10 protein-coding genes are annotated in these 11,759 nt (G+C 75.2%); 5 read left to right on the plus strand and 5 right to left on the minus strand.

The genetic code is table 11. From position 1 onward, the window contains the following. Positions 1-194 precede the first annotated feature (194 nt). Positions 195-1,148 carry a DUF4031 domain-containing protein gene (locus GYH36_RS05225; protein ID WP_162289298.1) on the plus strand — a complete coding sequence of 318 codons (954 nt, stop codon included), beginning with the start codon at positions 195-197 and terminating at the stop codon, positions 1,146-1,148. A 99-nt stretch (positions 1,149-1,247) separates the two neighbouring features. Beyond that, the gene (locus tag GYH36_RS05230) at positions 1,248-1,904 is read left to right on the plus strand and encodes a SanA/YdcF family protein (RefSeq protein ID WP_115942097.1); all 657 of its coding nucleotides are present in this window, start codon (positions 1,248-1,250) and stop codon (positions 1,902-1,904) included. Between the two features lie 67 nt (positions 1,905-1,971). Here GYH36_RS05230 and GYH36_RS05235 read toward each other — a convergent pair whose 3' ends face one another. From GYH36_RS05235 to GYH36_RS05250, 4 genes are read right to left on the minus strand one after another with little or no spacing between them, the layout of a single operon-like run. Next, positions 1,972-3,615 carry a succinic semialdehyde dehydrogenase gene (locus tag GYH36_RS05235; protein ID WP_162289299.1) on the minus strand — a complete coding sequence of 548 codons (1,644 nt, stop codon included), beginning with the start codon at positions 3,613-3,615 and terminating at the stop codon, positions 1,972-1,974. After that, a complete protein-coding gene (locus GYH36_RS05240; protein WP_162289300.1) occupies positions 3,612-4,673 on the minus strand; it encodes a GNAT family N-acetyltransferase in 1,062 nt (353 codons plus the stop codon). The genes GYH36_RS05235 and GYH36_RS05240 overlap by 4 nt, the downstream gene beginning before the upstream one ends. Then, the gene (locus GYH36_RS05245; RefSeq protein ID WP_312028513.1) at positions 4,670-5,266 is read right to left on the minus strand and encodes a GNAT family N-acetyltransferase; all 597 of its coding nucleotides are present in this window, start codon (positions 5,264-5,266) and stop codon (positions 4,670-4,672) included. The genes GYH36_RS05240 and GYH36_RS05245 overlap by 4 nt, the downstream gene beginning before the upstream one ends. A gap of 8 nt (positions 5,267-5,274) precedes the next feature. Continuing rightward, the gene (locus GYH36_RS05250; RefSeq protein ID WP_162289301.1) at positions 5,275-6,399 is read right to left on the minus strand and encodes a GuaB3 family IMP dehydrogenase-related protein; all 1,125 of its coding nucleotides are present in this window, start codon (positions 6,397-6,399) and stop codon (positions 5,275-5,277) included. Between the two features lie 136 nt (positions 6,400-6,535). Here GYH36_RS05250 and GYH36_RS05255 point away from each other — a divergent pair, with 136 nt between their 5' ends. Both GYH36_RS05255 and GYH36_RS05260 read left to right on the plus strand, forming a co-directional pair. Then, on the plus strand, positions 6,536-7,237 hold the full coding sequence (locus GYH36_RS05255; RefSeq protein ID WP_024840367.1) for an exonuclease domain-containing protein: 702 nt from the start codon (positions 6,536-6,538) through the stop codon (positions 7,235-7,237). Positions 7,238-7,372: 135 nt separating this feature from the next. Then, positions 7,373-8,908, plus strand: a complete 1,536-nt coding sequence (locus GYH36_RS05260) for a helix-turn-helix domain-containing protein (RefSeq protein ID WP_203231598.1) — start codon at positions 7,373-7,375, stop codon at positions 8,906-8,908. 96 nt (positions 8,909-9,004) lie between these two features. Here the strand turns inward: GYH36_RS05260 and GYH36_RS05265 are convergent, their stop codons facing one another. After that, on the minus strand, positions 9,005-9,643 hold the full coding sequence (locus GYH36_RS05265; RefSeq protein ID WP_162289302.1) for a Rid family hydrolase: 639 nt from the start codon (positions 9,641-9,643) through the stop codon (positions 9,005-9,007). A 357-nt stretch (positions 9,644-10,000) separates the two neighbouring features. On the opposite strand from GYH36_RS05265, the gene GYH36_RS05270 reads away from it, so the two are divergent. Further along, positions 10,001-11,614, plus strand: a complete 1,614-nt coding sequence (locus tag GYH36_RS05270) for a flavin monoamine oxidase family protein (RefSeq protein WP_162289303.1) — start codon at positions 10,001-10,003, stop codon at positions 11,612-11,614. The last annotated feature ends 145 nt before the right edge of the window (positions 11,615-11,759 follow it).

The following is an 11,759-nucleotide window of genomic DNA, read 5'->3' on the forward strand; positions in this document are numbered from 1 at the left end:
CGGCAACGCGCCCGACCCCGCCGGGTCGGGACCGCAGGGGTCGCCGTGCCGGGTCGTGGCGGGTCTGGCAGGAGCGGCGCGAGGGACGAGCGGCGCGGGGGGGGAAGACCCGGCACGGCCACCCCGGAGCGTCACGACCCGGGCCCGGCCCGGACGCCGCCGCGCGGTCGCGTCAGCGGTGGGATGCTCGGGCGGTGACCGTTCTCATCGACCCGCCCACGTGGCCCGCGCACGGGACGCTGTTCAGCCATCTCGTGTCGGACACGTCGCTCGCCGAGCTGCACGCGTTCGCCGCGAGCATCGGCGTGAGCCCGCGCGCGTTCGACCTCGACCACTACGACGTCGCGGCCGAGCGGTACGAGGTCGCGGTCGCGGCGGGCGCGGTGCCGGTCGGCGGCCGGGAGCTCGCGCGTCGGCTCGGCGCGTCCGGCCTGCGCGTGCCGGGCCGGGCGCGTCGTGCGACGAAGGCGGACGCGCTGCTCGCTCGGTGGGACGCGCTCCTGCCGGGCGCGCGCGAGGTCGGCGTCGAGCTCGTCGAGCGCTGGCACGAGCCGCACCGCGTCTACCACGGTCCCGAGCACCTCGTGCACGCGCTCGACTCGCTCGCGCTCCTGGAGGGGCGTCCGCCGGGCGTGCCCGACGCCGCGGGCTCGCCCGGGCACGCGGGGACGGGTGCGCCGTCGGGCCCCGGCGGCTCGGCGCCCGGGGTGACGCAGCTCGCGCTGTGGTTCCACGACGCGGTGCACGACGGCGAGGCGGGCCGGGACGAGGAGCGGTCGGCCGCGCTCGCCGGTGCCCGGCTGGCGGGGCGGCTCGACGCGGGCGCGGTCGACGAGGTGGTGCGGCTGGTGCTCGTCACGACGGACCACTCCCCCGCCGCCGACGACCGGACCGGGGCCCTCGTGTCCGACGCGGACCTCGCGGTCCTCGCGTCGGCTCCCGACCGGTACGCACGGTACGTGCGCCAGGTGCGCGCCGAGTACGCGCACGTGCCCGACGACGCGTTCCGGGCCGGGCGCGCCGCCGTCCTGTGCGGGCTGCTCGCGGGCAGCGCCCTGTTCCGCACGGCCGAGGGCGCGACGCGCTGGGAGGAGCGTGCCCGCGCGAACCTCACCGCGGAGCTCGCGGCCCTCGACTCCCCCGCCTGACCCGCCGAACATGTGCCTGTCCCCCTTCCCGGACGCTCGACGGGCGACAAGAGCATGGTCGGCGGGCTACGAGCGCATGGTCGGCGCTAGGGTCGGGCCGTGACCGACGACCCACCAGCCCCGCGCTCCGTCGCATCCCCACGGGCGTCGAGAGTCCGGCCCCGCGGTGCACGACGGCGGCGCTCCACCCTGTGGACGGCCGCCGGGCTCGCGGTGCTCGTGCTGGCGCCGTTCGTCGTCGTGCAGGCCGTCGGGCGCACCCACGTGGTCGCGGCGGACGCCGTGCCCGAGCGTGCCGCGATCGTCGTGCCGGGCGCGGGGCTGCGACCGGACGGCACGCCGTCCACCTACCTGCGCCGCCGGCTCGACGCCGCGGCGGACCTCTGGGCGCGGGGCCTCGCCCCCGTCGTGCTCGTGAGCGGCGACGCGCACGACGACTACGACGAGCCCGGCTCGATGCGCGCGTGGCTCCTGGACCGCGGCGTGCCCGACGACGCGATCCTGCTCGACCGCGAGGGCTACGACACGCACGCGACGTGCACGCGCGCGGTGTCGGAGCTCGGCCTCGGCACGGCGGTGGTCGTGACGCAGGGCTACCACCTGCCGCGCACGCTGTTCTCGTGCCGCGTCGCGGGCCTCGACGCCGTGGGGGTCGGCGTCAGCGCGGCGAGCGTGGAGCCGTGGAAGGCCGTGCTCTACCGCGTGCGCGAGGTCCCCGCGGCGACGAAGGCCCTGCTCGACGCCGTACGTCGCTGAACCCGGCGCCGGGCCGGCCCGGCCGGGACACCCCGACCCGCCCGGTCCGTGCAGCCGAGCGGGCTGCTCAGGGCATCCGCAGGCGGCGCATGACGTCGAGCGCGGACGTGAGGACCTTGCTCGGGCGCTCGCCGCCGAGCTGGTACAGCGTGTCGAGCGTGAGGCCCTGGTTCGCGCCGCGCTGCACGGAGATCGTCTGCGCCTCGGTGAGCGCCTCGATCCCCTCGCGCCCGTGCCGGCGCCCCAGCCCCGACGCCTTGAACCCGCCCATCGGCGCCCCGACGGACCCCCACGCGGACGAGTACCCGTCGTTGACGTTGACCGTCCCCGCCTCGACGCGCGCCGCGATCCGCCGGCCGCGCGCGACGTCGCGCGTCCAGACGCTCGCGTTGAGCCCGAACTCGGAGTCGTTCATGACGCGCACGGCCTCGTCGTCGCTCGCGACGCGGCGCACGGCCACGACCGGGCCGAACGTCTCCTCCCGGGCGCACGCGGCGTCGTCGGGCACGTCGTCGAGGACGGTGGGCGCGTAGAACCACGGCCCGATGTCGGCCCGGTGCACGCCGCCCGCGAGGACGCGCGCGCCCCGGGCGATCGCGTCCTCGACGTGCGCGACGACCCGGTCGAGCTGGTCCTGCGACGTGAGCGAGCCCATGTCCGCGGAGTAGTCGAGGCCCGCGCCGAGCCGCATCTCGCGCACGAGCGGCACGAACTCGTCGAGGAACGCGTCCGCGACGTCCTCGTGCAGCACGAGGCGCTCGATCGACACGCAGAGCTGGCCGGAGTTCGAGAAGCACGCGCGCACCGCGCCGCGTGCGGCCGCGCGCACGTCGGCGTCCGCCGCGACGTAGAGCGGGTTCTTGCCGCCGAGCTCGAGCGTCGCGCCGATGAGCCGCTCCCCCGCGCGCGCCGCGACCTTGCGTCCCGTGGCCGTCGAGCCGGTGAACGCGATGTGGTCCACGTGGTCGGTGAGCGCGGCACCGACGTCCCCGCCGCCCGCGACGACGAGGAAGAGGTCCGCGGGCAGGCCCGCCTCCTCGAGCAGCTCGGCACCCCACAGGGCGGTGAGCGTCGTCTGCAGGTCCGGCTTGAGCACGACGGCGTTGCCCGCCACGAGCGCGGGCACGGCCTCGGCGAACGCGAGCGTCAGCGGGTAGTTCCACGGTGCGATGACACCGACGACCCCGACCGGGCGGCGGTGCACGCGCGTCCCCGTCAGGACGGGCAGCATCCCGGGCGCGCGCCGGTCCGCGAGGTAGCGCGGCCCGCGCTGGGCGTAGTGGCGCGTGAGGATCGCGACGTCCGCGACCTCCTCGAACGCGCTGCGCCGCGACTTGCCCGACTCCATCTGGACGAGGTCGAGGCCGTCCGACTGGCGCGCGAGCACGAGCTCGCCGAACCGGCGCACCACCGCCGCGCGCTCGCGCACGGACCGCGCGGCCCAGGCGGGCTGCGCGGCGCGGGCGCGCTCGACGGCGCGGGCGACGTCGTCCGTGGAGGACACGGGGATCGCGGCGAGGGGCGCGCCCGTGAACGGGAGGACCGAGCGGTGCATGCCCGCCTCGTTGCCCGTGACGAGGCGGCGCGCGAGGGGGGCCACGACGTCCGGCTCGAGGACGTACGTCGCGGCCGGGTTCTCGGGGTCGATCAGGCCGTCCAGCGCGGCGCCGTCGCCGTGCCCGGAACCGGGTGTGCCGGAGGAGCTCGTCATGGGGACAGGCTACGTGCTCCGGGTGACAGAGCCCCGACCGGGAGCTCCCAGGTGGTGAGCACCGGTCGGAACCCCTGCCGCGCCCAGAACGGGGCGGACAACGGGTTGAGGACGCCGTGGTGGAGCAGCACGACGGCGCCCGGGCCGAGCCGGTCCCGCACGCGCGCGAGCGCGGCGTCCACGAGCGCGCCGCCGACCCCGCCGCCGCGGGACCCGCCCGTGACGTGGAGGAGCACGAGGTAGGAGACCGGTCCCGCGGTCACGGTCCCCGCGACCGCCCCGGCGCGCTCCGGCGGCTCGACGGCGACGACGCCCACGACCTCGCCCGCGTCCTCGCCGTGCGCCGGGGACCGTCGGGCCACGAGCACCGTCGTCGCCGGGTTCGCGACCGCCCCCGCGACCTGCGCCGCGAGGTGCTCGCGCGCCCGGGGCCGCACGCGGGCCGCGCCGACGAGCTCGTCGTACTCGAGCTCGGCGAGCTGGTGCTCGACGACGTCCGCGACGTCCCCGGGACCGGCCTCCGCGAGCACGACCCCCGGCGCGACGCGCGGCGACGCGGGCGGGGCGTCCCGGCGCGCGGCGAGGTGGACGGTCGGACGCAGCCCGCTCGCCGCGAGCGCCCCGACCGCCTCGACGTCCCGGCTCGGCCACAGGAGCACGAGGCCGTGGTCGCGCGGCGCGGGCCCGCGCTCGGGCCGCCCGTCGCCGTCGGGCGCGACGCCGGGTGCGCCGCCCACGCGCGTGGTCCACGCGTCGACCAGGGCGCGCACGGCGCCCCCCACGTCCGGGCCCGCGGCACGCGCGCGCAGCCGGTGCTCGCGCAGCGGTCGGAACGTCGCCGCCGCCGACCCGGCAGGCACGTCCCCGGACGTCGCGAGCCCCGCGGCGCGCGAGCCGTCCGGGAGGCGCACGGCGACTAGGCGCTCGTCGCCCGGCACCGCGCCGAGGTCGGGGACCGCGACGAGCGCGTCGTGCGCCGCGGCGCGTGCCCGGTGCTCGGCCTCGAGCGCGGCGAGGTCGTCGCCGTCGGGCTCCCAGGCGCGGACCGCCGGGGTCATCGCCCGGCGTCGCGGGCGTCCGGCGCCCCGAGCGGCCTGCCGAGCACGACGCAGTCCTGGTCGACGTAGCCGAGCCGCTCGTAGAAGCCGCGCACGGCCTCGTTCGTCGAGCGCACCATGAGACGCACGGCGCGGGCGCCGCGCGCGGCCAGCCACGCCTCGGCGGCCACCACGACGGCGCGCCCGGTGCCGCACCCCTGCAGGCGCGGGTCGACGGCCACGTAGTAGAGCCACCCGCGGTGCCCGTCGACGCCCGCCATCGCGGTGGCGACGACCTCGCCCGCGCGGACGACGACGTCGCCCGGCCCCGCGTCGTCGGAGTCCGCCGCCCCGTCACCGAGCGCGGGGAGGTCGCGCGCCGCCCGGCCCACGAGCACGGTCGAGGTCTCGCCGAGGCGCGCGTCGGCGAGGTCGCGGTACGGGTCGTTCCACGGGCGGGTGAGGCCGCACGCGCGCCACAGCGCGACGACCGCCTCGACGTCGTCGTCCACGATCTCGGAGAGGACGACGTCCCCGCCCGGACCCGGCAGGGCGCCCGGCTCCCCGTCGCCCGCGCGGGTCAGCCGGGGCCCGTCCGCGATCCGTCCGGCCACGGCGCGGCTCAGCGCGGCTGGTACGGCGAGACGACGACCTCGACGCGCTGGAACTCCTTGACGTCGGAGTACCCGGTCGTGGCCATCGCGCGCCGCAGCGCGCCGACGAGGTTGAGCGTGCCGTCCGCCTGGCGGCCCGGGCCGAACAGGATCTCCTCCAGCGTGCCCGCCGTGCCGACGCGGACGCGCTCGCCGCGCGGGAGCTGCGCGTGGTGCGCCTCGGAACCCCAGTGCCAGCCGTGGCCCGGCGCCTCCTCGGCGCGCGCGAGGGCCGCGCCGAGCATCACGGCGTCCGCGCCGCACGCGACGGCCTTGACGAGGTCGCCCGAGCGCCCGACGCCGCCGTCCGCGATGACGTGGACGTACCGGCCGCCCGACTCGTCGAGGTAGTCGCGACGGGCCGCCGCGACGTCCGCGACCGCCGTCGCCATGGGCGCGTGGATGCCGAGCGAGACGCGCGTCGTGTGCGCCGCTCCCCCGCCGAACCCGACGAGCACGCCGGCCGCGCCCGTGCGCATGAGGTGCAGCGCCGCGGTGTAGGTGGACGCGCCGCCCACGACGACCGGGACGTCGAGCTCGTAGATGAACCGCTTGAGGTTGAGCGGCTCCGCGACGCCCGAGACGTGCTCGGCCGACACCGTGGTGCCGCGGATGACGAACAGGTCGACGCCCGCGTCGACCACCGTCTGGTAGTGCTCCTGCGTGCGCTGCGGCGACAGGGCGCCCGCGACGGTCACGCCGGCCGCGCGGATCTCCTTGAGCCGCTGCGTGATGAGCTCCGGCTTGATGGGCTCGGCGTAGATCTCCTGCATGCGCCGCGTCGCCTCGACCGGCTCGAGCGCGGCGATCTCCTCGAGCAGCGCCGTCGGGTCGTCGTAGCGCGTCCACAGGCCCTCGAGGTCGAGCACGCCGAGGCCGCCGTGGTTGCCGAGCGCGACGGCCGTGGCCGGGCTCATCACCGAGTCCATGGGCGCCGCGAGGATCGGGAGCTCGAAGTGGTACGCGTCGATCTGCCAGCCGACCGACACCTCCTCCGGGTCGCGCGTGCGCCGGGACGGCACCACGGCGACGTCGTCGAAGGAGAACGCGCGCCGACCGCGCTTGCCACGTCCGATCTCGATCTCGTTGCTCACCGGGCCAGCCTACCGGCGGGCCGCGGGCCCCACCGCCGTGTGGGTGGGCGCTGGCAGGGTGACGGTCGTCGCCGGGACGACCGGCGGCGGCCGGCGCGACGAGCGGCGGCGACGAGCGACCCGCACGAGGTGGACCATGACGACGACGCCCTGGACGGCGGGACCGCTCCTCGGTCTCGACACGGAGACCACGGGCGTCGACGTCGCGACCGACCGCGTCGTCACGGCGGCGCTCGTGCTGCGCGAGCCCGGGTCCACGCACGTGCGCACGTGGCTGCTCGCGCCGGGGGTCGACATCCCGGCGGAGGCGACGTCGATCCACGGCGTCACGACGGCGCACGCCGCCGCCCACGGGAGCGCGCCCGCGGCGGCGCTGGACGAGATCGCGACGCTCGTCGTGGACGCGCAGCGCGACGGCGTGCCGCTCGTCGCGTACAACGCGGCGTTCGACCTCGCGATCCTCGACGCCGAGCTCGTCCGGCACGGCCTGCCGACGCTGGCCGCACGCCTCGGGCGGCCCGTGCGCCCCGTGCTCGACCCGCTCGTGCTCGACCGGGCGTGGGACCCGGCGCGCGAGGGCAAGCGCCGGCTCGTCGACCTGTGCGCGCGGTACGAGGTGCTCGACGTCGGTCACCTGCACACCGCGGACGCCGACGTGCTCGCGACGCTCGACCTGCTCGACGCGCTCGCGCGGGCCTTCCCGGGGCTGGCCGCGCTCGGCGCCGACGCCCTGCACGACCTCCAGGTGGACGCCCACCGCCGCTGGGTGGACGCGCTCGACCCGGAGCGCGACCAGCCGTACGTCGGCGCCGGGGCGGACGGCCGCTGGCCCGCGTGAGCCGCACGCGGGTGTGCCACCCGTCACGCCGCTATCTCATGAAACGGATGGAGAACGTGTGAGGAAAGGATGATCACCGGCCTGCAGCCTCGCGTCGAGGGGCGGATATCTCATGGATGAGTTATCGTCGCCAACATGACCATGATCGACGACGCCCCCCTGACGCAGGTCGGCGCGCTCATCCGCGGCGCCCGCCAGAACCGGGGCCTCACGCAGACCCAGCTCGCCGAGCGGCTCGGGACGAGCCAGAGCGCCGTCCACCGCATCGAGCAGGGTGCCCAGAACCTCAGCCTCGAGATGCTCAACCGCATCAGCCTCGCGCTCGACTCCGAGATCATCAGCCTCGGTGGCCCCAAGCACGCCCACCTGCGCGTGCAGGGCGGCCACGCCCTGTCCGGGCGCATCGAGGTCAACTCCTCGAAGAACGGCGCCGTCGCGCTCCTGTGCGCGTCGCTGCTCAACCGCGGCCGCACGACGCTGCGCGGGGTCGCGCGCATCGTCGAGGTCGACCGGATCGTCGACGTGCTGCGCTCGATCGGCGTCCGCGCGACCTGGACGACCGGCGGGCGCGACCTCGAGATCGTCGTGCCGGACCGCCTCGACCTCGCCGCGATCGACGTCGACGCCGCGCGTCGCACGCGCTCGATCATCATGTTCCTCGGCCCGCTGCTCGGCCTGCGGGACGCGTTCGAGCTGCCCTACGCGGGCGGCTGCGACCTCGGCACGCGCACCGTCGAGCCGCACATGATCGCCCTGCGGCCCTTCGGCCTGGCCGTGACCGCCACGGGCGGCAACTACCACGCGACCGTCGCGCCGGCGTCCGGCACCGACCTGACCGTCGTGCTCACCGAGCGCGGGGACACGGTGACGGAGAACGCGCTCATGGCCGCGGCCCGCCGCGACGGCGTCACGACGATCCGCAACGCGAGCCCGAACTACATGGTCCAGGACCTGTGCTTCTACCTCGAGCTCCTCGGCGTGCGCGTCGAGGGCATCGGCACGACGACGCTGCGCGTCCACGGCCGCACGGACATCGACGTGGACGTGGAGTACGCCGTCTCGGAGGACCCGGTCGAGGCGATGAGCCTGCTCACCGCGGGCATCGTCACCGGCTCCGAGATCACCGTGGCGCGCGTGCCGATCGAGTTCATGGAGATCGAGCTCGCGACCCTCGCGGAGATGGGCCTGCGCTACACGCTGAGCGCGGAGTACGTGGCGCGCAACGGGCGCACGCGGCTCGTGGACGTCACCGTGCACCCGAGCGAGCTGCACGCGCCGATCGACAAGATCCACCCCATGCCGTTCCCCGGCCTCAACATCGACAACCTGCCGTTCTTCGCGGTCATCGCCGCGAACGCGCACGGCACGACGCTCATCCACGACTGGGTCTACGAGGGTCGCGCCATCCACCTCACCGACCTCACGCGGCTCGGCGCGGACGTGCGCCTGCTCGACGCGCACCGCCTCCAGGTCACGGGCCCGACGCGCTGGTCCGGCGCGGAGGTGAGCTGCCCGCCCGCGCTGCGCCCCGCCGTCGTCATCCTGCTCGCGATGCTCGCCGCGAAGGGCACGTCCGTGCTCCGCGGCGTCGACATCATCGCCCGCGGGTACGAGGGCCTCACCGAGCGCCTGCGCGAGCTCGGGGCGAACATCGAGACGTTCCGCGACTGACGCGCCGCCCGACGCGACGCCCGACGCCCGGGCGACCGCGGGCCGCACGACGGCCGCTGCGGGCCGGCCTCCCCGCCGGGAGGCCGGCCCGTGGCGTCACTTCGGGTAGACCGCGTCGACCTCGACCTCGACGAGCCAGCCGTTGACCGGCAGGTTCTCGATCTCGAGCGCGAAGCGCGACGGTCTCGCCGGGTTCACGACCATCGGCTTCGTCGTCGTCGAGCCGAGCTGGACGTCGAGCGTCGCGCCGGTCGCCAGGTTCGTGTTGGCGAAGAACTGGCGGTAGGCGCGGTTCCAGCCGGCGAAGTCCATCTTCTCCTCGCCCTCCGGGTTCTGGAGGAAGACGCGCATCGAGACGACGTCGTCGTAGGAGAGCCCTGCCTTCTCGAGGTTCTCCCCGATGCGCATGAGGGCGTTGATGCCCTGCGCCTCGGTGATCGTCACCCCGGCGGGCAGGACGCCGCCCGGGAACACGTCGGTCGGGATGTAGCGCTGCTCGGCGGTGACGCCCGCCCCGGAGTTCATCGCCGAGGGCCCGAGGCCGGACGACTTGTACCAGGAGACGTTCTTGCCGATGGCCACGCCGTCCGCGATCTGCGCCGTGTCCCCCGTGATGAAGGAGACGGCCTCGGTCGGCTTGGGCTCGAACAGCTTGCCCGCGGCGACCGCGGTCCCGGGGACGGCGACGGCGGCGGTGAGGGCGACGGCGAGGACGACCTTGCTGCAGTTCTTCATGCATGCCTCCAGGCGAAGACGACGGGCGCCACCGTGGCGCCTCGTCCCGGCGGCCCGAGGGCGACCGGAGCGGCGACGCTAGACACCCGCCGTTTCGGCGTCGTGACGGCCACGTGTCCGGTCGGGGTCGGGCGTCGCCGCAGGTGGAGCGCGCTCCCGCGTCCTCCCGCGGGTCGGTCCGACAGCGATGTCACAGAACGTTTACGAAATCGATGTCGCGTTGACGGACCCGAAACGTGCCGGACCCCGGCACGCGACGCGGCGTCCTTAACGTCGGGCGCGGCGCTGACGGAGGCACCCGGCATCGTGGGCCGGGCCGACCGTCCGTCAGGCCGTGGACGAGAGGGCTCCAGCCACATGGTCACTGACGAGAAGACGTCCGGCGTCTCGCGCCGCAGCTTCCTCCAGGCCGTCGGGGTCGGCTCCAGCGCCGGCGTCATGTTCGCGACGATGGGTGCGGTCGGGCTCGCCCCGACCGCCGCCGCGCAGCCGAAGGCCGACTCGTGGACGCCGCCGAAGGGCAGCGACTTCACGCTCACCGGTCGGTCCGCCAAGAAGGTCGTGATCGTCGGCGCCGGGCCGGCGGGCCTGGCGTCGGCGTACGAGCTGCGGAAGGCGGGCTACCAGGTCACCGTGCTCGAGGCGCGCCACCGCCCCGGCGGTCGCACGCTGACGATACGCGGGGGCGACTCCGAGACCGACATCAACGGCGTCACGCAGAAGGCGAACTTCGCCGACGGCATCTACATGAACGCCGGCGCAGGCCGCATCGCGCAGTGGATGGTCACCATGGACTACCTGCGCGAGCTCGGCGTGCCCTACGAGGTGTTCACGAACGCGAACGCGGACGCCTACCTCTACAACGAGCGCTCCGGCGCGACGCCCGGCAACCCGATCCGCTACCGCACCGCGAAGGCCGACGTGTTCGGCTACACGTCGGAGCTGCTGAGCTACGCGACCGACCAGGGCGCCCTGGACCAGAAGCTCACCGACGCGGACAAGGAGAACCTGCGCTCGTTCCTGCGCTCGTGGGGCTCGCTCCAGTCCGACGGCACCTACCGCGGCGGCGCGAACCGCGGGTACTCCGTCTACCCCTCGGCGTGGAACGAGCACGGCACGCCGCTCCCGGGCCCCGGCTCGGTGTCGGAGGTCCTGGCCTCGAAGGTGGGCCAGTACTTCCCGTTCGAGATCAATTGGGAGCAGTCGATGCTCATGTTCCAGCCCAAGGGCGGCATGGACACGACGTACGACTACTTCGTCCGCGCGATCGGCAAGCAGAACGTGCAGTTCAACTCGCCCGTCACGGGCGTGCAGAACACGTCGAAGGGCGTGACGGTCACCTACACCGCGCACAACGGCAAGACGCGCCAGGTCGACGCGGACTTCGCGATCGTCTCCGCCCCCGCGGGCCTGATGCGGCGCTGGGACACCAACTGGGGACCGGACATCGACGCCGCCCTCGGGGAGTTCGCGGTCGGCTCGCCCGCCGGCAAGATCGGCCTGCAGTACCGCTCGCGGTTCTGGGAGGACGACCACCGCATCTTCGGCGGCATCACCGAGACCGACATGGACCTCGCGCACATCTGGTACCCGTCGTACGGGTACGGCGAGCGCCGGGGCCTCGTCGTCGGCTACTACAACACCGGGGCCAACGCACGCACCTACGCGGACATGACGCCGCGCCAGCGCGAGATGCGCGCCGTCGAGCAGGGCGTGAAGATCCACGGCGAGAAGTACCGGACCGAGCTCGAGTCGTCGTTCTCGATCGCGTGGCACAAGGTGCCCTACATCGAGGGCGCGTGGGCCTACCCCAACACCCAGTCGTCGCGCTTCAAGCAGCTCCAGCAGGGCGCGGGGAACGTCTACTTCGCGGGCGACTGGATGTCGGAGATCTCGGCCTGGCAGCACGGCGCGTTCTGGTCCGCCCGGTACGCGGTCCAGGCGCTGCACGCACGCGTCATGTCGTCGTGAGCCGCGAGGCGCCGCAGCCCTGACACGCCGACGGCCCCCGGCCCCCCCCCCGGGGGGGGGGGGGGGGGGGGCGCCCGGGGTGCCCGGGCCGCGCCCCGGGGAGCGGGCGCCCCCAGATCTTAGGTCGGGCGACCCGCACCGCCCC

Source organism: Cellulosimicrobium composti (assembly GCF_010287905.1).
Taxonomy (GTDB): domain Bacteria; phylum Actinomycetota; class Actinomycetes; order Actinomycetales; family Cellulomonadaceae; genus Cellulosimicrobium; species Cellulosimicrobium composti.

Bases quoted from the DNA above. Each gene is read 5' to 3' on its own strand.
- GYH36_RS05265 (WP_162289302.1), bottom strand. From the start codon at position 9,643: ATGAAGAACTGCAGCAAGGTCGTCCTCGCCGTCGCCCTCACCGCCGCC.
- GYH36_RS05255 (WP_024840367.1), top strand. From the start codon at position 6,536: ATGACGACGACGCCCTGGACGGCGGGACCGCTCCTCGGTCTCGACACG.
- GYH36_RS05240 (WP_162289300.1), bottom strand. From the start codon at position 4,673: ATGACCCCGGCGGTCCGCGCCTGGGAGCCCGACGGCGACGACCTCGCC.
- GYH36_RS05260 (WP_203231598.1), top strand. From the start codon at position 7,373: ATGACCATGATCGACGACGCCCCCCTGACGCAGGTCGGCGCGCTCATC.
- GYH36_RS05270 (WP_162289303.1), top strand. From the start codon at position 10,001: ATGGTCACTGACGAGAAGACGTCCGGCGTCTCGCGCCGCAGCTTCCTC.
- GYH36_RS05235 (WP_162289299.1), bottom strand. From the start codon at position 3,615: ATGACGAGCTCCTCCGGCACACCCGGTTCCGGGCACGGCGACGGCGCC.